Origin of the sequence: Catellatospora paridis, from assembly GCF_009720365.1 — a bacterium.
In the GTDB taxonomy this organism is placed as follows: Bacteria; Actinomycetota; Actinomycetes; order Mycobacteriales; family Micromonosporaceae; genus Catellatospora; species Catellatospora paridis.
Window position 1 is genome coordinate 82,734 of record NZ_WBZD01000016.1, and the last position, 19,761, is coordinate 102,494.

Annotated in this window: 20 protein-coding genes and 1 other RNA gene; 11 read left to right on the forward strand and 10 right to left on the reverse strand. The window is 72.2% G+C overall.

All coding sequences use genetic code 11. The features are described 5' to 3' along the window. Positions 1 to 6: 6 nt before the first annotated feature. Positions 7 to 1,359 (reverse strand): type I glutamate--ammonia ligase, encoded by a 1,353-nt coding sequence (gene glnA / locus F9C41_RS29730; RefSeq protein WP_155390121.1) that lies wholly within the window; start codon positions 1,357 to 1,359, stop codon positions 7 to 9. Between the two features lie 174 nt (positions 1,360 to 1,533). Here glnA and F9C41_RS29735 point away from each other — a divergent pair, with 174 nt between their 5' ends. From F9C41_RS29735 to panB, 4 genes are all read left to right on the forward strand, one after another. Further along, complete coding sequence (locus F9C41_RS29735) at positions 1,534 to 2,352, forward strand: hypothetical protein (protein WP_155390122.1); 819 nt, start codon at positions 1,534 to 1,536, stop codon at positions 2,350 to 2,352. Positions 2,353 to 2,394: 42 nt separating this feature from the next. After that, on the forward strand, positions 2,395 to 3,432 hold the full coding sequence (locus tag F9C41_RS29740; RefSeq protein ID WP_155390123.1) for a hypothetical protein: 1,038 nt from the start codon (positions 2,395 to 2,397) through the stop codon (positions 3,430 to 3,432). A gap of 78 nt (positions 3,433 to 3,510) precedes the next feature. Further along, positions 3,511 to 5,262 carry an NAD+ synthase gene (locus tag F9C41_RS29745; RefSeq protein WP_155390124.1) on the forward strand — a complete coding sequence of 584 codons (1,752 nt, stop codon included), beginning with the start codon at positions 3,511 to 3,513 and terminating at the stop codon, positions 5,260 to 5,262. Positions 5,263 to 5,377: 115 nt separating this feature from the next. Further along, positions 5,378 to 6,217, forward strand: coding sequence for a 3-methyl-2-oxobutanoate hydroxymethyltransferase (gene panB / locus F9C41_RS29750; protein WP_155390125.1), 840 nt, complete (start codon positions 5,378 to 5,380; stop codon positions 6,215 to 6,217). A 140-nt stretch (positions 6,218 to 6,357) separates the two neighbouring features. Here the strand turns inward: panB and npdG are convergent, their stop codons facing one another. Together npdG and F9C41_RS29760 are read right to left on the reverse strand one after the other, a co-directional pair. Continuing rightward, positions 6,358 to 7,044 carry an NADPH-dependent F420 reductase gene (gene npdG, locus F9C41_RS29755; protein WP_155390126.1) on the reverse strand — a complete coding sequence of 229 codons (687 nt, stop codon included), beginning with the start codon at positions 7,042 to 7,044 and terminating at the stop codon, positions 6,358 to 6,360. Between the two features lie 34 nt (positions 7,045 to 7,078). After that, entirely contained in the window at positions 7,079 to 7,831 is a 753-nt protein-coding gene (locus tag F9C41_RS29760) for a sulfite exporter TauE/SafE family protein (RefSeq protein ID WP_155390127.1), read from the reverse strand. Positions 7,832 to 7,917: 86 nt separating this feature from the next. Here F9C41_RS29760 and rnpB point away from each other — a divergent pair. Beyond that, an RNA gene (rnpB, locus tag F9C41_RS29765) (RNase P RNA component class A) lies at positions 7,918 to 8,334 on the forward strand. A 15-nt stretch (positions 8,335 to 8,349) separates the two neighbouring features. Here the strand turns inward: rnpB and F9C41_RS29770 are convergent. Beyond that, positions 8,350 to 8,706 carry a hypothetical protein gene (locus tag F9C41_RS29770; protein WP_155390128.1) on the reverse strand — a complete coding sequence of 119 codons (357 nt, stop codon included), beginning with the start codon at positions 8,704 to 8,706 and terminating at the stop codon, positions 8,350 to 8,352. Between the two features lie 166 nt (positions 8,707 to 8,872). Here F9C41_RS29770 and F9C41_RS29775 point away from each other — a divergent pair, with 166 nt between their 5' ends. After that, a complete protein-coding gene (locus F9C41_RS29775; protein ID WP_155390129.1) occupies positions 8,873 to 9,322 on the forward strand; it encodes a DUF4362 domain-containing protein in 450 nt (149 codons plus the stop codon). 57 nt (positions 9,323 to 9,379) lie between these two features. On the opposite strand, the gene F9C41_RS29780 is transcribed toward F9C41_RS29775, so the two are convergent. Next, the gene (locus tag F9C41_RS29780) at positions 9,380 to 10,150 is read right to left on the reverse strand and encodes a hypothetical protein (RefSeq protein ID WP_155390130.1); all 771 of its coding nucleotides are present in this window, start codon (positions 10,148 to 10,150) and stop codon (positions 9,380 to 9,382) included. A gap of 82 nt (positions 10,151 to 10,232) precedes the next feature. Between F9C41_RS29780 and F9C41_RS29785 the strand changes: the two genes are divergently transcribed. From F9C41_RS29785 to F9C41_RS29805, 5 genes are all read left to right on the forward strand, one after another. After that, positions 10,233 to 10,757, forward strand: a complete 525-nt coding sequence (locus F9C41_RS29785) for a hypothetical protein (RefSeq protein ID WP_155390131.1) — start codon at positions 10,233 to 10,235, stop codon at positions 10,755 to 10,757. Positions 10,758 to 10,760: 3 nt separating this feature from the next. Then, entirely contained in the window at positions 10,761 to 11,270 is a 510-nt protein-coding gene (locus F9C41_RS29790) for a DUF1877 family protein (RefSeq protein ID WP_155390132.1), read from the forward strand. A gap of 69 nt (positions 11,271 to 11,339) precedes the next feature. Continuing rightward, positions 11,340 to 11,837 carry a phosphatase domain-containing putative toxin gene (locus tag F9C41_RS29795; RefSeq protein WP_155390133.1) on the forward strand — a complete coding sequence of 166 codons (498 nt, stop codon included), beginning with the start codon at positions 11,340 to 11,342 and terminating at the stop codon, positions 11,835 to 11,837. A gap of 244 nt (positions 11,838 to 12,081) precedes the next feature. Continuing rightward, the gene (locus F9C41_RS29800) at positions 12,082 to 13,284 is read left to right on the forward strand and encodes a hypothetical protein (RefSeq protein ID WP_196280012.1); all 1,203 of its coding nucleotides are present in this window, start codon (positions 12,082 to 12,084) and stop codon (positions 13,282 to 13,284) included. Between the two features lie 131 nt (positions 13,285 to 13,415). Beyond that, positions 13,416 to 14,819: an RNB domain-containing ribonuclease gene (locus F9C41_RS29805; RefSeq protein ID WP_155390134.1), complete on the forward strand. Its 1,404-nt coding sequence runs from the start codon at positions 13,416 to 13,418 to the stop codon at positions 14,817 to 14,819. A gap of 78 nt (positions 14,820 to 14,897) precedes the next feature. Here the strand turns inward: F9C41_RS29805 and F9C41_RS29810 are convergent, their stop codons facing one another. From F9C41_RS29810 to F9C41_RS29830, 5 genes are read right to left on the reverse strand one after another with little or no spacing between them, the layout of a single operon-like run. Then, the gene (locus F9C41_RS29810) at positions 14,898 to 16,190 is read right to left on the reverse strand and encodes a bifunctional RNase H/acid phosphatase (RefSeq protein ID WP_155390135.1); all 1,293 of its coding nucleotides are present in this window, start codon (positions 16,188 to 16,190) and stop codon (positions 14,898 to 14,900) included. Next, positions 16,187 to 16,927, reverse strand: a complete 741-nt coding sequence (locus F9C41_RS29815) for a zinc ribbon domain-containing protein (protein WP_155390136.1) — start codon at positions 16,925 to 16,927, stop codon at positions 16,187 to 16,189. Before F9C41_RS29815 ends, F9C41_RS29810 begins: the two co-directional genes overlap by 4 nt. A 46-nt stretch (positions 16,928 to 16,973) precedes the next feature. After that, positions 16,974 to 17,792 carry a Nif3-like dinuclear metal center hexameric protein gene (locus tag F9C41_RS29820; RefSeq protein ID WP_155390137.1) on the reverse strand — a complete coding sequence of 273 codons (819 nt, stop codon included), beginning with the start codon at positions 17,790 to 17,792 and terminating at the stop codon, positions 16,974 to 16,976. Positions 17,793 to 17,841: 49 nt separating this feature from the next. Continuing rightward, positions 17,842 to 18,411: a flavoprotein gene (locus F9C41_RS29825; protein ID WP_155390138.1), complete on the reverse strand. Its 570-nt coding sequence runs from the start codon at positions 18,409 to 18,411 to the stop codon at positions 17,842 to 17,844. A gap of 46 nt (positions 18,412 to 18,457) precedes the next feature. Beyond that, positions 18,458 to 19,684: a helix-turn-helix domain-containing protein gene (locus F9C41_RS29830; RefSeq protein ID WP_155390139.1), complete on the reverse strand. Its 1,227-nt coding sequence runs from the start codon at positions 19,682 to 19,684 to the stop codon at positions 18,458 to 18,460. Positions 19,685 to 19,761: the final 77 nt, after the last annotated feature.

Here is a 19,761-nt window from a genome sequence, read left to right on the forward strand (position 1 = left end):
GGGCTGCTAGAGCGCACCCAGGTACCTGATCCGCTCGAACGGGGTCACCTCGCGCCGGTACTCCTCCCACTCCGCGCGCTTGTTGCGCAGGAAGAAGTCGAACACGTGCTCACCGAGCACGTCGGCGACCAGCTCGGAGCCGGCCATGACGTCGATCGCCTCGGACAGGTTCTCCGGCAGCGCCGAGTAGCCCATCGCGCGGCGCTCGGCGTTCGACAGCGCCCAGACGTCGTCCTCGGCGCCCGGGGGCAGCTCGTAGCCCTCCTCGATGCCCTTCATGCCGGCGCCCAGCAGCACCGCGAAGGCCAGGTAGGGGTTGCAGGCCGAGTCCATCGAGCGCACCTCGACCCGGGCCGAGTTCGGCTTGCCGTACGCGGGCACGCGCACCAGGGCCGAGCGGTTCAGGTGGCCCCAGCAGACGTACGCCGGAGCCTCGGAGATCCGGTCCGGGATCATCTGCGGGAACAGCCGCTTGTACGAGTTGACCCACTGGTTGGTGACCGCGGTGAACTCCCGCGCGTGGGTGAGCACCCCGGCGATGAACGCCTTGGCGGTCTTGCTCAGCTTGTGCGGGTCGGCCGGATCGTGGAAGGCGTTGCGCTCGCCCTCGAACAGCGACAGGTGCGTGTGCATGCCGCTGCCGGGCTGGTCGGTGAACGGCTTGGGCATGAAGGTGGCCCGCACCCCGTGCGACAGCGCCACCTCCCGCATCACGTGCCGGAAGGTCATGATGTTGTCGGCGGTGGTCAGCGCGTCCGCGTACCGCAGGTCGATCTCCTGCTGGCCGGGGGCGACCTCGTGGTGGCTGAACTCCACGGAGATGCCGATGCGCTCCAGCGCCAGCACCGCCTGGCGGCGGAAGTCGCGCGCGATGGCGTGCGTGGTGTGGTCGAAGTAGCCGCCCGCGTCGACCGGGGTCGGCACGCCGCCGTCCGCGGGCGCGTCGGCGAGCAGGAAGAACTCGACCTCGGGGTGGGTGTAGAAGGTGAAGCCCTTGTCGGCCGCCTTCGACAGCGCCCGGCGCAGCACGTGGCGCGGGTCGGCCCAGCTCGGGGTGCCGTCGGGCATGAGGATGTCGCAGAACATCCGGGCGCTCTCGCCTGAGCCGCCACCCTCGAACGGGAACACCTGGAACGTGGTCGGGTCCGGCATGGCGATCATGTCGGACTCGTACACCCGGGCGAAGCCCTCGATCGCGGAGCCGTCGAAGCCGATGCCCTCCTCGAAGGCCGACTCCAGCTCCGCCGGCGCGACGCTGACCGACTTCAGGGTGCCGAGCACGTCGGTGAACCAGAGGCGCACGAAGCGGATGTCGCGCTCCTCAAGCGTACGCAGCACGAACTCCTGCTGACGATCCACGGCATGCCTCTCTAAGACGAGATCTCCGGGCCAGTCTGGCGCGGCCTCATTACGGGCACGTTACGCCATGCTCCAGCTGTACGCCGGAGCACCGTGATGCCGCAACTTCGACGCCCTTCACCCCGTTGGACCGGTCAGTGAAACGGAGCTCCCCTCGATGCGCAAGGAGCGCCCATGAACCGCCTGGACACCCTCTTCCCGGTGCGCCACCGCACCATCGCGGGCGGTATCGCCCTCGGTGGGCTGCTGATCGGCGCGCTCACCCTGGCCGGGGTGCTCGGCGCGACGCACCGCCAGCAGCAGGCCCAGGCGACCGAGACCCGTAGGACGCTGCCGATCACGGCGACCCAGCCCGAGCTGCAGGCGGCGCTGCTGGCCGACGTCGACCTGCCGGCCAGTTACGCCGCGCAGCCGCCCAGCCCGTCGCCCCGCGTGCGCACGCCCCGGCCGGAGCGCTGCGCGGCCCTGCTCGGCGCGCCCGACGAGCTGATCCGCACGGCCGCGGCGACCGTGGCCACCCACCCGAAGGCCCGCATCCAGCCCAGCGCCCAGGCGGTCTCCGGGCACCGCGGGCCGACGCTGATCACCCAGGTGCTCAGTACCTTCACCGGCGACGGCGCCCTCGGCACCCTGAACGAGCTGCGCCGGATGGGCCAGCGCTGCCGCGACTTCAACGCGGTGCTCGACGACGGCACGGCGGTGCGGGTGCGCGTCGAGGACGTGCCGCGCGACCGGCTGCCCGCCGACCTGCTGAAGCTGGAGGGCGACGCGTACGCGCTGCGCTTCACGCTCACCGGCAAGGACCGGACCATGACCGGCTACCTGGCGCTGGGCCGGGTGGGCGGGGTGCTGTCGATGCTGCGCGAGATGGAATCGGGCGAGCGCCAGGGCACCGTGGCCGACCTCGGCCGGTTCACCGGGCTGCTGGAGCAGGCGGCGAAGAAGCTGCTGCCCATCACCCTCGGCGGCCCGCGACCGAGCCCGCGCGGCTGAGCGACATCGAGCACCGTTGAGCCGTCCGCTTAGGATGGCGCGGTGCGCCGCCTCGCCTGGCTAGCCCTGGCCGTCCTGCTCGGCCTCGGCACGGCCGCCGTCACCGATGTCCGGATCGCCGACGCCACCGACTCCACCCCCTACCTGCTGGCCACCGCGGCCCTGCTGGCGATCGGCCTGTACGGCAGCACCTACGGCATCGACACCGCAGCCGCGCGGCAGGACCGGCGGCTCATCGTCACCGCGGTCACCGTCGGCGTGGTCGTCAAGGCCGCAGTCATCGGCGCAGCGCTGGCGCTGGCCTGGCAGGATCCGCTGTTCCTGCTGCTGGGCATCGTGGTCGCCCAGATCGACCCGCTGTCGGTGGCCGCGCTGCTGGGCGACGACCGGCTCTCCCCCCGGGCGCGCACGGTGCTGGCCGCGTGGTCCTCGTTCGACGACCCGATCACGGTGGTTCTCACCGTCTACGCGGCCGCCGTCGCGGCCGACACGTTCGGCCTGGGCACCCGCGAGGCCCAGGGGGTACACGTCGCGGACGGACTGGTGGCGTACGCCGTCGATCTGGGACTGAATCTGGTCTTCGCGGGTGTGGTGTGGCTGGTGTGGCGCTACGGCGTGCGGAACCGGCCGCGCTGGTCCACCGCTCTGCTCGCGCTCGCGGCGGCCGTGGCGGTGTGGCAGTTCCTGATGCTCGGCCTCGCGCTGGTCGGCCTGTTCCTGCGGCCCGCTTGGCTGGCGCGGCTGCTGCCCCGGATCACCCAGGGCGCGCTGTACGCCGCGACGGTGCTGCTGGGGCTGCTGCTCATCGGTGGGATCGCGCTGCCACAGGGCATCAGCCTGGGCGTGGCCGCGTTCGCCGCGCAGATCCTGGTCGGCTGGCTGCTCGCCCGGAACATGCCCGCGACCGACCGCCTGCACCTGGCCTTCGCCCAGCAGAACGGCATCACCGCGATCATCCTCGCGCTGCGTCTGGAGGCCCAGTTCGCCGGCGTGGTCGCCGTCGTCGCCCCGGCCATCCTGGTCACCAATCTGACCCACTACGCCGCCAACCACCTCCTCGACCGCCGCACCCGCGCCTGACGCCGGCTGGCGGACTGTGGCAGGGCACACGCCTGGTGGGAAACACGCGGCGGGTGGGGTGTGCGAGAAGATGAGGGCATGACCGCCACGCTGCGTCTCGCCCTCGCCCAGGTCAACCCGACGGTCGGCGACCTCGCCGGCAACGCCGCCATCGTGCGCGAGTGGTCCGCCCGCGCCGCCGAGGCCGGCGCGCACATCGCCGCCTTCCCGGAGATGATGCTGACCGGGTATCCGGTCGAGGACCTGGTGTTCCGGCAGTCCTTCGTCGAGGCCTCCCAGCAGGCGCTGGTGCGGCTGGCCGCGGACCTGGCCGCCGACGGGCTGGGCGAGCTGGCCGTGATCGTCGGTTTCCTCGACGCGGACGGCCCGGCGCGGCTGGGCTCGGACTCGACCTCGCCGGTCGGCCCCCGCGACTCGCTGGCGCTGCTGCACCGCGGCGTGGTCGCCGCCCACTACCACAAGCACCACCTGCCCAACTACGGCGTCTTCGACGAGGACCGCTACTTCGTGCCCGGCGACACGCTGACCGTGGTGCGGGCGCAGTGGGCCGACGGCAGCCAGGCCGACGTCGCGCTGACCATCTGCGAGGACATCTGGCAGGCGGGCGGCCCGTTCGCGGTGGCGGCGTCGGCCCGGGTCGGGCTCGTCATCAACATCAACGGCTCGCCGTACGAGCTGAACAAGGACGACGTGCGGCTGCCGCTGGTGCAGCGCCGGGCGGCCGAGGCCGGGGCGGCCGTGGCGTACGTCAACATGATCGGCGGTCAGGACGAGCTGACCTTCGACGGCGATTCGATGATCGTGGCGGCGGACGGCACGCTGCTGGCCCGCGGTCCGCAGTTCCACCAGGCGCTGCTGGTGCACGACCTGCACCTGCCCGAGGCCGATCCGGACGCGCCCGCCGGCCACCTGGGTTCGATGCGCGTCGCCCGGATCCCGCTGACCACCTCCTGGGCCACGCCGGAGGGCCCGGCCGCCGACGCCGGCATCGCCGACCGCCTCGGCGACGAGGCCGAGGTGTGGAACGCCCTGGTCATGGGCCTGCGCGACTACGTACGCAAGAACGGCGCGAAGTCGGTCCTGCTCGGCCTGTCCGGCGGCATCGACTCCTCGGTGGTCGCCGCGATCGCGGTCGACGCGCTCGGGGCCGAGCACGTCGTCGGCGTCTCCATGCCCAGCGGGCACTCCTCGCAGCACTCCCGCGACGACGCCGCCGAGATGGCCCGGCTCACCGGCCTGGATTACCGGGTCGAGCCGATCCAGCACATGGTGGACGCGTTCCTGTCCAACCTGAACCTGTCCGGCCTGGCGGTGGAGAACCTGCAGGCGCGGGTGCGCGCGGTGATCCTGATGGCGCTGTCCAACCAGGAGGGGCACCTGGTGCTCACCACCGGCAACAAGAGCGAGCTGGCCGTCGGTTACTCCACCCTGTACGGCGACTCGGTGGGCGCGTTCAACCCGCTCAAGGACGTGCCGAAGACGCTGGTGTGGAAGCTCGCGCACTGGCGCAACACGGTCGGCGAGGTGATCCCGGAGAACTCCATCACCAAGCCGCCGAGCGCCGAGCTGCGCCCGGGTCAGCTGGACACCGACTCGCTGCCGCCGTACGACCAGCTGGACGCGATCCTGGCCGGTTACGTCGACGGCGACCAGGGCCGCGACGAGCTGGTCGCCGAGGGGCACGACCCGGCGCTGGTCGACCGCATCCTGCGGCTGGTCGACGGTGCGGAGTACAAGCGCCGCCAGTCCGCGCCCGGCACCAAGATCTCGTTCAAGGCGTTCGGCCGCGACCGCCGCCTGCCGATCACGAACCGGTGGCGTGAAAGCTGACCGAGTGTCAGTGAATTAGTGCACTCAACCCTGACATCGGGTGTTCAACGGGTGGAAACATTCTCCTGGAGACCCGGGGACCGCGGATGCGGCCTCGAGGCGAAAGGAGACAGCGATGTCCGACAGTGTGCCCTCCCTCTACGGCGGGCCGGCCGGCTCGCGGGTGCGCACCCGCCACCTGCAGCTGGCCAAGGAGCGCGGCGAGAAGTGGGCCATGCTCACCTCGTACGACCAGTACACCGCCCAGATCTTCGACGAGGCCGGCATCGCGGTGCTGCTCGTCGGCGACTCGGCCGCGAACAACGTGTTCGGCTACGAGTCGACCCTGCCGGTGACCGTCGAGGAGCTGCTCCCCCTGGTACGCGCCGTGGTCGGCGCCACCAAGCGCGCCCTGGTCGTCGGCGACCTGCCGTTCGGCACGTACGAGGAGTCCCCCGAGGTGGCGCTGCGCACCGCGGTGCGCTTCATGAAGGAAGCACGCTGCCACGCCGTGAAGCTGGAGGGCTTCCGCCCCGCCCAGATCGAGATGATCACCGGCGCGGGCATCCCCGTCATGGCCCACCTGGGCTTCACCCCCCAGTCCGAGCACCAGCTCGGCGGCTACCGGGTGCAGGGCCGCGGCGACGACGCGGCCGCCACGCTGCTGCGGCAGGCCCGTGAGGTCGTCGATGCGGGCGCCTTCGCGGTCGTCCTGGAGATGGTCCCCGGCGACGTGGCCAAGCAGGTCACCGCCGAGATCGGCGTGCCCACCGTCGGCATCGGCGCGGGCCCCGACACCGATGCCCAGGTCCTCGTCTGGCAGGACATGGCCGGCCTGCGCCCCGCCTCCGCCGGCCCCACCCCCCGCTTCGTCAAGAAGTACGCCGACCTCCACAGCGTCCTCGCCCGCGCCGCCGCCGAATTCGCCGCCGACGTCCACGACGGCGCCTTCCCCACCGCCGACCACACCTTCTGACCCACCGGGCCCCCGGCCCGCCCCACCTCCTGCCGCAACTCTCCAAGAGTCGCGCCCTCGGACAGACCCGCAGGCCGCGACTCTTTGAGAGTTGCGCCGCGGGGTTGGGGCGGCGGGTGGGGTGGGTGGGTGGGGGTGGGTCAGACGTCGGTGATGCGGATGCCGGAGTGGGCTTTGTAGCGCTTGTTCATGGCGATCAGGTTGGCGGTCAGGGCTTCGACCTGGGCGGCGTTGCGGAGGCGGCCCGCGTGGATGCCGCGCATGCCGGGGATGCGGCCCGCGAGCGCCTGCACCACGGCGACCGCGTCCCGGTCGTCGCCGAGGACCAGGATGTCCAGGTCCATGCGGGTCACCGCCGGGTCGGCCAGCAGCTCCGCGCTGACGTGGTGGAACGCCGCGGTCACCCGGGCCTCAGGCAGGATCGCCGCGGCCTGCTGCGCGGCGCTGCCCTCCTCGACCCGCAGCGCGTACGGCCCCTGCTTGTCGAAGCCCAGCGGGTTCACGCAGTCCACCACGATCTTGCCGACCAGCTGCTCGACCAGCCCGGCCAACGTGTCGGCGTGCCCGGCATAGGGAACGGCCACGATCAGCACGTCCGAGCGCCTCGCCACGTCCGCGTTGTCACCACCGGCCACGTTCCCCCCGGACAGCTCCGCCAGCTCGGCCGCCGACGCCGCCGCCCGGTCCGCGCTGCGGGAGCCGATCAGCACCGCCTGCCCCGCCAGGGCCAGCCGGTATGCCAGCCCGCGGCCCTGATCGCCGGTGCCGCCGAGGATGCCTACCGTCAGCGCGCTGACGTCGGGAAGGGAAGCCAGGTCCAATGCCATACCCGATCTTCCCATTGAACGAGCGTTCATCGCGCTATGACATGGCTCGCACGAACAGCACACCTGCCACGGTCACCCCGAACGCCACGATGACCGCCCGCAGCGTCCGTGCCGGCAGCCGCCGCCCCAGCCGCGCGCCCGCGAAACCGCCCAGCAGCGTCGCCGGCACCAGGATCGCCACCGCCGGCCAGTACACCGGCCCGAACAGCGAGTACACCGTCGTGGCGACCACGCCCACCACTAGCTGGAGGATGTTCTTCAGCGCCACGATGCGGTTCATCGACTCGACCACGACCACGCTCAGCACCGCGATCAGGATGACGCCGAGCACCGAGTTGAAGTAACCGCCGTACACCCCGACGAGAAAGAGCAGCACGAACCGCAACCAGACCGGCTGCGCGTGCGGCTCGCCCACCAGGCGGCCCACCCGGTCCTGGAAGGCCAGCAGCAGCGACGCGGCCAGCACCAGCAGCGGCATCAGCTTGGCGAACACGCCCGGCGGCGTGTGCAGCAGCAGCGCGCAGCCCGTGATCGCGCCCAGCAGCACCGTAGGCGCCAGCAGCCGCAGCCGCGCGCCCTGGCCGCGCAGGTCCGGCCGGGTGCCCAGCACACTCGCGGAGTAGCCGCCGGTCACCGAGACGGAGTTGGTGACCGCGGCCTGGACCGGCGGCACCCCGAACGCCAGCAGCACCGGCAGCATGATCAGCGAACCGCCCCCGGCCACGGCGTTCACGCTCCCGGCGGCCACGCCGACAGCACCGAGCAGCAACAGCGCACCGAGATCCATCGCCCCCGAGGCTATCCACCCGACCGCCCGGACGGCGGGCCGGATGCGGGCGGCGCCAGGGGACGTATCATGGTCAACGCGACGGACGAGTCGGCCGGGCGGTCGCGTCATCACGGGCTTCGGCCCGGCGGTGCCGAGGAACGTCCGGACTCCACAGGGCAGGGTGGTTGTTAACGGCAACCCGGGGCGACCCGCGGGACAGTGCCACAGAGAACAGACCGCCCGCCGCCCCTCGGGGCAGCGGGTAAGGGTGAAACGGTGAGGTAAGAGCTCACCAGCACCCCGGGTGACCGGGGTGGCTAGGTAAACCCCACCCGGAGCAAGACCAAGAAAGGCCGCTCGATCCGCTTCGGCGGGCGGGTGGCCGCGCGGACGTTCGAGGGTGGCCCGCCCGATGTCCGCGGGTAGGTTGCTCGAGCCTGCCGGCAACGGCAGGCCTAGATGGATGGCCGCCGCCGCGCGTGAGCGCGGCACAGAATCCGGCGTACAGGCCGACTCGTCCGTCCCTGTACCGGCTGCTAGAAACGCGGCAGCTCGCCGCTGGTGACCTGCTCCCACACGTCCGCGAAACGCTCCGGACGGGCCGCGTACACGAACCCGACAGCGGTCAGCGACATCACCAGCACCAGGCCGAACGCGGCCACCGCCGTCCACCGGCGGTGCACCGCCGAGAAGGCCACCCCCGCCGCCAGCGCGCCGAGCCATACGGTAAGGCCGACGGCCAGCGCCCACATGTCGCGCGCCCACCACTCCGGCCAGTCCGACCAGCCACCGAAGATCGCCTGGGTCCGTTCCAGGCCCAGTGCCAGCAGCGGTGCGCCGATGACAAGGGCGAGCAGCCACATCGCCGTCTGCACGACGCGTACGTATCTCATGGGCGGCAACGCTAGGCGGCCCGGTGTTAACGCCGCATGAGCCGTGAACCCCTGCTCAGCGGCCTGTTGCCCTGGTCCACGATCGGGGCGGGCCGCCGGGTGCCCGCGTAGCGGAACCGCCGGGTGCTGCGCGGGGTCAAACCGCCGACGACATCGACGGAGGACCATGATGCGCTGGAAGGCCCTGCCCGCTCTGCTGTTACTGCTGTCCGCGGCCGCCTGCACCCCCGACCGGACGACCGCGGGCGCACCGGGAACACCTGCGGGCAGCCCCACCGGGTCGCCCTCGCCCACTGCTGGCACCATGCCCGCCGACTGCGGAACCCATGACCTGGGCCACCGGAGCGAGCTGCCGGCCGCTTCGCTGTCCTGCTTGCTCGACGCCGTCAGCGGGCGCCGTCCCGCCGTGCTGCGGGTGACCCGACTGACCATCGAGGGCGACCCGATCCGTTTCACGTACACCGTGCAGCAGGACGGGCAGGTCGAGGTGCTCACCGACACCCGTGAGGACGCCTTCGGGCATCGCGGCATCATGCGGGAGCTGTGCACCGGCCCGACCGCGGGGCCGCCCGCCCTGGCGTTCGCCCAGTGCTCCACCCCGACACCGGTCCGCTGATCCGTGCCGCTCCTGCCCTGCTCGCGATACCTAACGCGTGAGGAAGGTGCCCTTCCGCTACCTATAGCGATAAGAAGGTGCCCTTCCTTCTTTTGGGGCGGTGGGGCGGCGCGGGGAGGGGCGCGCGGGGGCGGTGGGGGCGGTGGATGGGGTTTGGAGGTGGAGGGCGGTGGCGTAGACGAAGAGGACCACGCCCAGCATCTCGCACAACTCCTCGGCCGAGGCCGCCAGCACGTAGCGCATGGAGGCCCAGCCGGGGGTGAAACCGATGTTCTCCCTGCCGGTGTACGCGCCGAGCACCTCGATCCCGGCCGCCCCGCCGAGGAACAGCGCGGCCGCGCCGAGCATGAGCCACCGCACCCGCGGCGGCAGGGCGAGCAGCAGGCGCAGGTACGACAGGGCCAGCACCAGCACCAGGGGCGCGGCGAGCACCAGCCAGGAGAGGTACGAGGCCCCGCCCGCGTCCAGCACGTCGGCCTGCGCCCCGAGTTCGTGGAACTGCGAGAACTCGTCCAGCGACAGGCCGGTGAAGACGGCCGCGAGCACCCGCCAGTGCCGGTGGAAGCGCCCGCCGGACGCCCGGTCCGCGCCGCCGAGCTGCCACAGCAGCAGCGCCGCGAGGAACAGCAGCCCGCTGGAGAACCAGGTGGGCAGGTTCTGCTCCTTGTCCACGTAGAAGAACTTGACGATCCGGCCCCAGTACGGGATGAGGTCGTACTCCCCGAACCCGTGGTAGACGATGGTGAATCCGAGGCTCAGCAGGTGGATCGCCGCCACGGACCACAGCAGCACGCGCAGCAGCCGCGATGCCGGCAGGTCGAGTCTCATGCCTGACCAACGAGACGCAGCCGGTCCACAGCACGGTGTACGCAGGTTCCTCCTCCGGCCGGTTATGTGCCATAGTCACCCCGTGTCCGATACCCCCGCACGGATGCTCGCGCTCGCCGGTGTCCTGATCGCCCTGCTGAGCCTGGCCGTGGCGCTGGCCGGCTACCGGCGCACCCGGCCGGCCCCCAGCGTGCGGCTCTACCACATCAACAACTTCGGGCCCGGTGACGCCAAGGAGTTCCTGATCGCCACGACCGTGACGAACGGGACGCTCGGCGCGGTGCAGGTGGTGACCTGCGAGTTCGAGGTGAAGGGGCTGCGCGGGCGGCACATGGTGGGCGGGCAGAGCCGCAAGGGGCCGGAGTTGCCGTACAAGGTGGAGGGTCACCACTCGGCCACCTGGACGGTCCCGGTCACCGACGTCGCCGAGCTGCTCAAGGTGTACGGCAAGCAGACCGCGAAGATCCGGGCCGTGCTGGCGCTGGGCAGCGGGCGGGACGTGAAGGGCGGCTGGTTCCGCTTCGACCTGGACAAGTGGGCGGCGGGCAGCGACAAGGCCAAGCCTGCCGGCGCGCGGGCGCAGAGCCCGGCGAAGTCGAAGGCCTGAGCCGTGACCGGCGTCGACATGTACTGGCAGCGGGTGCCCGAGTCGGACCTGGCGGGTTCGCCGCGCCGGCTGTGGGACGGCTCGCCGGTGTTCGACGACGCCGCCTACGAGCGGGCGCTGGCCGACGGCACCGTGCGCGCGGTCCCCGAGCACTACCTGCTGCTGGAGGTGCTCTTCGCGGGCAGCCAGGGGCCCGGCCACCCGGTGGCGGGCCTGGTCGTGTCCGGCGGGGCGTGGCATCCGGTCGACCTGTCCGGGGCGTCCGACGACGAGATCGGGGTGCTCACCACCGGCGAGGTCCGCTCGGTATCGGAGTTCCTGCGTGACGCCGAGCCGTCGTCGTGGATCGCGCAGCGCGAGGGCGAGCTGTCCGCGGTGCTGCGCGGCTACTCCACCCGCCCCTGGGACGACCTGCTCGCGCAGCGCCTGGCCTGGCACGCCGAGGGCCTGGCCGCCTTCTACCACCGCGCGGCCGCCGACGGCGAGGCCGTCGTGAAGGTGCTGCTCGGCTGACCCGGCCGCACCGCCTGCCCGGCGCCGACGGCATCGCCACGACCCGGTCCCGCCCGGCATAATCGCCGCATGCCCAGCACCCCCTTCATCGTCGAGTGGCCCGCTGCGGGAAGGCTCGCGGTGATGCCCCGTCCGGCGGGCGGGGACTGGCTGGACGACGAGGTCGCGCGCCTGCGGCGGCACGGGGTCGACACGGTGGTCTCCGCGCTGACCGGCCCGGAATACGACCGGCTCGACCTACGCGGCGAGGAGCAGGCGGTACGTACGGCCGGAATGCGTTTCGTCTCCTTCCCCATCCCCGATCTCGGCGTGCCGGACTTCACCGCCTACCGGAAACTGACCGGGCAGCTCGCCGACGAGGTGGCTGCGGGCAGGTTCGTGCTGGCGCACTGTTTCGGCGGTATCGGCCGGGCGACCGTCATCGCAGGCGGGGTCCTGGTCCGGCTCGGGGCGAGCGCCGTGGACGCGATCGCCGCCATCGCCGCCGTACGAGGGCTTCCGGTGCCGGAGACCGAGCCGCAACGGGCGATCCTGGCGCGGTTGGCCGGGATGACGGGTCCCCGCTAGACCTGCGCCCCGCGTGCCGCAAAGAGCGGCGGGGCAAGGGATGCCGCGATACGTGCACTGTGGAGCGGTCACATCGGCACTCATAGCAATTTGACTTTTTTACGGATTTCACCAGCACATGTGCCTTTTGCGGCGCACAGTGATGTCTGGAGCAGCAGTGCGCGGAGAAAGCGCCGTGGCCACCGCTGTTTCGCGGTTCCGCCGGAGACATTCCGGCAGGACGTTCCCGTGAGGAGGACAAGCGATGGCCGTAGCCAAGGCCGCAGCGAAGAAGGCCCCAGCGAAGAAGGCCGCTGCCAAGAAGGCGGTAGCCAAGAAGGCGCCGAGCCGGCCGGCCGCGGCGAAGAAGGCCGCGCCTGCCAGGAAGACCTCGCCCGCCAAGAAGACCACCACAGCGCGGAAGACGACCACGGCGAAGAAGACCACCGCCAAGAAGACGTCCCCGGCCAAGAAGGCCACCGCCAAGAAGACCACCGCGGTCAAGAAGACCACGGCCGCGAAGAAGACCACCGCCGCCAAGACGACGACCGCCCGCAAGAGCACGGCGGCGGCGCGCAGCACCGGCGTCAAGAAGCTCACCGCCGCGGTGAAGAAGACGGCGGCGAAGAAGGCCGTGACGGCGAAGAAGACCACCGCCGCCAAGAAGACGACGCCACTGAAGAAGGCCGCACCGGCGCGGAAGACGACCACGGCGAAGAAGACCACCGCCAAGAAGACGTCCCCGGCCAAGAAGGCCACCGCCAAGAAGGCCACCGCCAAGAAGACCACCGCGGTCAAGAAGACCACGGCCGCGAAGAAGACCACCGCCGCCAAGAAGACGACCGCCGCCAGGAAGACGACGGCCAAGAAGGCGACCGCCAAGAAGACCACGGCGGCTGCCCGCAGCACGGGTGCCCGGACGATCACCGCCGCGGTCAGGAAGACCGCCGCCGCCAAGAAGACGACCGCCCGGAAGACGACCGCGCGCAAGACGACCGCCAAGAAGGCGTCGCCTGCCAGAAAGACCACCGCGGCCAAGAAGGCGACAGCGGTCAAGAAGGCAGCGGTCGCGAAGAAGACCGCACCCGCGCGCAAGGCGACGGCCCGCAAGACCACCGCGGTCCGCAAGACCACGGCCGCCAGGAAGACCGCGCCCGCGCGCAAGAGCGTCACCGCGGTCCGCAAGACGACCACCGCCCGCAAGTCCACCACGGTGGCGAAGAAGACGTCCCCCGCCCGCAGGGCGACCGGGGCGAAGAAGATCACTGCGGCTGTACGCAGGACCGCCACCGGCCGCAGTACGACGAAGAAGGCCATGGCCGCCAAGAAGGTGACCCCGCTCAAGAAGGCGACCACCGCCCGCAAGAGCGCACCGGCCCGCAAGGCGATGGCGAAGACCGCCCCGGCCCGCAAGACGACCATGCGCAAGACGGCGATGAAGAAGATGGCCCGCAAAGCCATGCGTTAGCGGGGCAGCGCCGCCCTGATCGGTGTCATCCACGGCGTGACCTGCGGATGGCACCGAATCGCCGTCCCCGGAACGCGAAGCCGCCCGTACGGGCGGGGCCGCGGCCCGCGGGCACCTGGTAAGAATGACCAATGGCATACCGCCGCCTGCACGCCGAGGCCATCGACTTCACCGCGCTGCGTCGCGAGCTGCAACTGCCCGACGGCTTCCCGCCCGCCGCGCAGGCGCAGGCGCAGGCGGCCGCCACCGAGGTGAAACTGCCCGACGCCGACCGCACCGACCTGCCCTTCGTCACCGTAGACCCGCCCGGCTCCCGCGACCTCGACCAGGCGGTGTGCCTGTTCCGCCGCGACGGCGGCTACCGGGTGCACTACGCCATCGCCGACGTCGCGGCATACGTGGCGCCGGACAGCCCGCTGGAGGCCGAGACCTGGCGGCGCGGGCAGACGATCTACCTGCCCGACGGCAAGGTGCCGCTGCACCCGCCGGTGCTCAGCGAGGGCGCGGTCAGCCTGCTGCCCGGCGTGGACCGGGCCGCGGTGGTGTGGACGATCGACGTCTCCGCCGACGGCGACACCGTCGGCGTGCAGCTGCAGCGGGCGCGGGTGCGCAGCCGCGCCAAGCTCGCCTATGAGGGTGTGCAGGCCGATGTGGACAAAGGTGTGCTCGCCGAGCCGATCGCGCTGCTGCCGGAACTGGGCCGGCTGCTCGTCGCGCGGGGCCTGGAGCGCGGCGCGATCAACCTGCCCATGCCCGAGCAGGAGATCGAGCCGCACGGCGACGGCTGGCAGCTGCGCCTGCGCGCCCCGCTGCCCGCCGAGGAGTGGAACGCCCAGATCTCGCTGCTGACCGGCCGCGCGGCCGCGGACATCATGCTGGCGGGCCGGATCGGCCTGCTGCGCACCATGCCCGGCCCCGACCCGGAGGCGGTGGCCCGGCTGCGGATCGCGGCGAAGGGCCTGGGCGTGGACTGGCCCGACGGCATGACCGTGGGCCAGGTGCTCGCCGGGCTGGACCCGGCCCGGCCCAAGCATGCGGCGTTCGTCGACGAGGCCGCCGAGCTGCTGCGCGGCGCCGGGTACACGCCGTTCGCCGGGCAGGTGCCGGAGCAGCCCGAGCACAGCGCCGTCGCGGCGGCGTACGCCCATGTCACGGCCCCGCTGCGCCGCCTGGCCGACCGGTACGTCACCGAGGTGTGCCTGGCCCTGCACGACGGCCGCGAGGTGCCCACCTGGGCTGCCGCGGCCCTGCCCGAGCTGCCCGCCGTCATGTCGGGCACCGACCGGGTCTCGTCGGCCGCCGAACGCGGCGCGATCGACCTGGTCGAGTCGACCATCCTGGCGGACCGTATCGGCGAGACCTTCCCCGCCACGGTGCTGGACACCAACCACGGCAAGCCCGGCGGCACGGTGGCCCTGACCGAGCCCGCCGTCCGCGCCCGCTGCGACGGCCAACTCACCGCAGGCGACCAGATCACCGTCCGCCTCACCCAGGCCGACCCCGTCAAACGCGTCGTCCGCTTCACCCTCGCCTAGAGCGAAGGAAGGGCACCTGCACATCGCTCTGCGTTGTAAAAGGTGCCCTTGTCAACGCCTGGCGTGACGCTGTGCAGGTCAGGGGGTGGGCGGGAGGAGGTGGGCGGTGTCGTTGACGGAGCGCACCGAGACACCGCCGTCGGGCCACACGTCCACGATCGAGACGCCGGCCGGGTCCAGCAGCAGCCGGTACAGGAACGCGTCGCCCGCCGCGAGCGCGTCCCGCAGGATCAGTTTGATCGGCGAGACGTGCGACACGATGACGACGGTCTGCCCCTCGTACGCCTTCTGCAGCTTGCCCATCGCCCCGCGCACCCGCTTGGCGACCTGCTGGAACGACTCGCCCTCGGGCGGCGCCACCGAGGTCGAGGCCAGCCAGGCGTCCAGCTCGGCGGGGTACTGCTCGCGCACGTCGCCGAAGGTCAGGCCCTCCCACACGCCGAAGTCGCACTCGATGAGGTCGTTCTCCACGCTGACCGGGATGCCGCCCGCGGCCGCCGCGATCGCCGCCGCGGTGGCCTTGCACCGGCTCAGCGGCGAGCTGACCACCCGGTCGGGGCGCAGCCCCGCGACCCGCCGTCCGGCGGCTGCCGCCTGTTCCTCCCCGATGGCCGACAGCGGCACGTCACCGCGGCCGGAGTAGCGCTTCTGCGCGGTCAGCTCCGTCTCGCCGTGCCGAACCAGCACCAGCCGGGTCGCCGGGGACGTGCGGGGAGCCCAGTCCTCGCGCGGCCGCCCTGTCGCGGCAGTCTCGGCTCCGCGCCCGGAGCCGCCCTTTCCGGAGCCCGTCGAGGTGCTCGACCCGGCGGCCCGGCCCGACCCTTCGCCGGAGCCCGCCGCCGCGCCGGACGCCGTCTCACCGGCATCGGCGACGATCGGGAAGGCGTCGGCGTCCCACGCCGTGACGATGCCGAACGCCGTCTCGCCGTCCAGGCTCCCGGCGGCCGATCCGCCCTTTCCGGCCGCGGCGTCCATAGCCGCGTTGGCCAGCGCGTCGGCGGCCCGGTTCCGCTCGCGCGGGATCCACGTGTACGTGACCTGGTCGAACTTGCGCACCAGCGTGGCGACCTCGGCCGCCAGCGGGCGCAGGCCCGGGTGCTTGATCTGCCAGCGGCCGGACATCTGCTCGACCACCAGCTTGGAGTCCATCCGGGCCTCGACCTGCGACGCGCCCAGCTCGGCGGCCGCTTGCAGCCCGGCGATGAGCCCGCGGTACTCGGCGACGTTGTTCGTGGTCACCCCGAGCGCGGCGGCGCGCTCGGCGAGCACCTCACCGCTGGCCGGGTCCCGCACGACCGCGCCGTACCCGGCCGGGCCGGGGTTGCCGCGCGCCCCGCCGTCGGCCTCGATGATGACCTTTCCGATGGTCACAGGCCGGACTCCGCGGTGCGGACCATGATGCGCCGGCACTCCTCGCAGCGCACGACCTCGTCCGGCGGGGCGGCCTTGACCCGGTTGCGGTCCGCGCCGAACAGCTCCAGGCGGCAGCCGCCGCAGCGGCCGTGCTGGACCAGGGCCGCGCCGAGCCCGCCCGACGTCTCACGGATCTTGTCGTACAGCTGGACCAGCTCGCCGGGCAGATCGGCGGCCAGCGGGCGGCGGGCGTTCTGCTTCCACTCCGCCTCCTTGGTGATCTCGGAGATCGCCTCGTCCCGGCGGTTCTCGGCGGCGATGCGCTTCTCCCGGGCGACGGAGATCTTCTCGTCGACCGCGTCGAGCGCGCCCTGCGACGTCTCGCGCTTCTCCATCAGCTCCAGCTCGGCGTCCTCCAGCTCCCCCTGCCGCCGCTTGAGCGAGCCGATCTCGTGCTCCAGCGCGGTCAGCTCACGCGCGGGCAGCCGGCCGTCGACGAGGCGCTGCTGGTCCTTGGCCTGGCGCTGGCGCACGGTGTCGACTTCGCGTTCCAGCCGGGCGATGTCGCGGTCCAGGTCGTCGACGTCGACCTCGGCGCGAGCCCGCTCGTCCTCCAGCCGGCCGATCGCCTTGCCGAGCACGTCCAGCTCGGCGATCTCCGGCAGGTTCTTGCGCCGGTGCGCCAGCTGCTGCAGCGTGGTGTCGATCGCCTGCAGGTCGAGCAACCGCTGCTGATCCTTCGGGTCGGCCTTCACGTCGGCACTCCTTCTCTCGCGGTTGTCCAGTTGTCAAAGGCCACGATCAGGCGACCGGGTCAAGTGTCGCGCACGCGTGGAAACCGAACGGATCGGTCGTGGTGTCGGAGACGATGGTCTCAAGTCCGCTCGCCGCACGCAGCCAGGCGGCCAGGGGCGTCAGCCAGGGCCGTTCGGTGGCGTAGTGGCCCGCGTCGACCAGCGCCGGGCCTGCCGCGGCCAGCAGGTCCGCGACGCGGTGGTGCTTGAGGTCCCCGGTCAGGTAGACGTCGGCGCCCGCGGCGACCGCGTCAGGGATGAATTCGTCGCCCGAGCCGCCGCAGACCGCCACGGTCGACACCGGCCGTGCCGGGTCGCCCGCGACGCGTACCCCCCAGCTCGCGACCGGCAGCGCGGCGGCCGCGAGGTGCGCGAACTCGCCCAGGGTGCACGGCGCGGGCAGGCGGCCGATCCGGCCGAAACCGCGGCCGTCCTCGGTGGCCCGCAGCGGCCGCGTGTCGGTCAGGCCGAGCAGGTCGGCGAGCGCGTCGCTGACGCCGGGCCTGGCCACGTCGGCGTTGGTGTGCGCGACGTACAGCGCCACCCTGTTGCCGATCAGGTCGTGCACGATCCGGCCCTGGTAGGTCGTGGCCGCGACCGAGGAGACGCCGCTCAGCAGCAGCGGATGGTGGGCGATGATCATGTCGGCGCCGGTGTCCAGCGCCTCGGCGACGGTGGTCGGCAGCACGTCCACCACCGCCAGCACCCGCGTCACCGGCTGCTCGGGACGCCCGGTCACCAGCCCGACGCGGTCCCACGGCTCCGCCCACCGCGGCGGGAACTCGCTGTCCAGCAACTCGGTGAAAGACGCGACAGTCCAGGTCACCCGGACAGACTACTGCGCAACGGGCGGCGGGCCTCGTGGCGCGGGCGGCTCACGCGCCGGGCGGGCAGAGCTTCTCCACGGCGTCCAGGGCCAGCGACCACGGGAACTCGTGACGGTACGCGTCGCCCTCGCCGGGGGCGGGCAGTTTCAGCACGTCGTCGCCGTACAGCACGGTGATGCCCCAACCGCGCAGCCGCACGATGTTCTCCTGGAACGCCGGGTGCCGGGCCATCGCCGCGTTCGTGAACGGCAGCGCCACGATCGGCAGGCCCTTGCCCTGGCTCTCCACGATCAGCCCCAGCGCGAGCGTGTCCGCGATGCCCGCGCCCCACTTGTTCACGGTGTTCACCGTCGCGGGCGCCACGATCAGCGCGTCCGGCGACGGGAGCACGTCGGGATCGCCGGGGTTCTTGTAGGTGCTGCGCACGGGGTGGCCGGTCGACGCCGCGAGCGCCGGGACGTCGACGAACTTGCGACCGTCCGGCGTGACCACGACGCAGACGTCGTAGCCCCGCTCCTGCGCGAGCCCGACCAGCAGCCCCACGTCACGCGTCACCGGTGAGCCGCACGCGATGACGTACAGCACCGGCCTGCCCGCCGGCCGCGCCGCGTCGCTCACACCGCCACCTCCTCGCCCGTGGTGGCGGGCGGCGTCGGGAAGCCGCTCACACGCCCACCCCCATCTGCTCCGCCAGCTCCGCCAGCGCCGCGGTGGGCGTGCCGCGGGTGCGCCGCAGCACGTCGCTGAGCACCTCGTGCGCGATCGGCCGGCAGCGGATCTCGGCGGGCGCCAGCAGGTCGCCCTCCAGCAGCATCTCGCCCGCCCGCTCGACGTCGCCCACCTGGGCGAAGCCGCGGGCCATGTCGAGGTAGTGGTGGGCCCGCCGCTCCGGCAGCAGCGCGTTGAACGCGGTCTGGTCCAGCCCGTCGTGGATGGAGATGGCCAGGCCGCCCTCACCCAGCTCGACCGCGGCGGCGGCCCGGTGCACCAGCACGTTGGTCGGGCCGAAGCTGGTCCAGTAGTGATTCTTGTCGCCGCCGAGCCCCGCCGCCGCCTCCTGGGCCGCGGACAGCAGGTCGCGCATGGTCGCGCTGTCGCCGATGCAGGAGGCGGCCATCGCGCCCTGCAGCAGCAGGAAGCCGTACACCGACAGCTGGTCGTCGGCGGTCTGGCCCGGCGTCGGGCAGAGCCGATTGGCGATGTTGACGTTGACCTCGAGCGCCGCGCGGTGCCGGCCCAGGGCGCGCAGCGCGTTCGCCACGCGGGTGGTGGCCACCCCGGCGAGCAGCTGGTCGCCCGCGCGCTGGGACACCGCGATGGAGCGGTCCGCGGCCAGCCAGCTCAGGTCCAGCTCGCCGAGCTTGCGCAGCACCGAGGAGGCCAGCTGGTACACCTGGCCGAGCAGGTGCGCGGCCTCGCGGGAGTCGTCGGAGTGGACGTATGCCGTGTCGGCGGCCTGCGCGTCGCGCAGCAGCTTGGGCAGCGCGCGGGCCAGCACGCCGTAGCGGCCGTGCTCCCAGGTCTGCCAGGCGTGCAGGGCGGCCTTGCGCATCTCCGCGATCGGCGGCGGCTCGGCGGCCGCGTAGAAGAACGCGCTGATCTGGTCGTAGCGCTCCAGCGCGGAGCGGATCTCGGCGACCTCGATCTGGTCGATGCAGTTCATGCTGTCGGGGCGGCGCTCCGGGTCCTTGCCCAGCAGCAGCTGCACGTCGAGCTGGAGCACGTCGGCGATCTCGTACACGACGGAGAACTTGTCGAGCCGGCGCACGCCGCGCTCGACCTTGTCCACCCAGCTCTTCGACTTGCCCAGGCGGTCGGCGAAGACCTGCTGCGACATCTTCCGGCGGTTGCGCCAGTACGACACCCGGCGCCCTATCGGCAGCTCGTCCATCCTCCAGCCCTCCCCTCATCGGGTCGGTCTGACCGAGTCGCACAGTCTGTGCGCCCACATCCGGTCTGACACTCGTA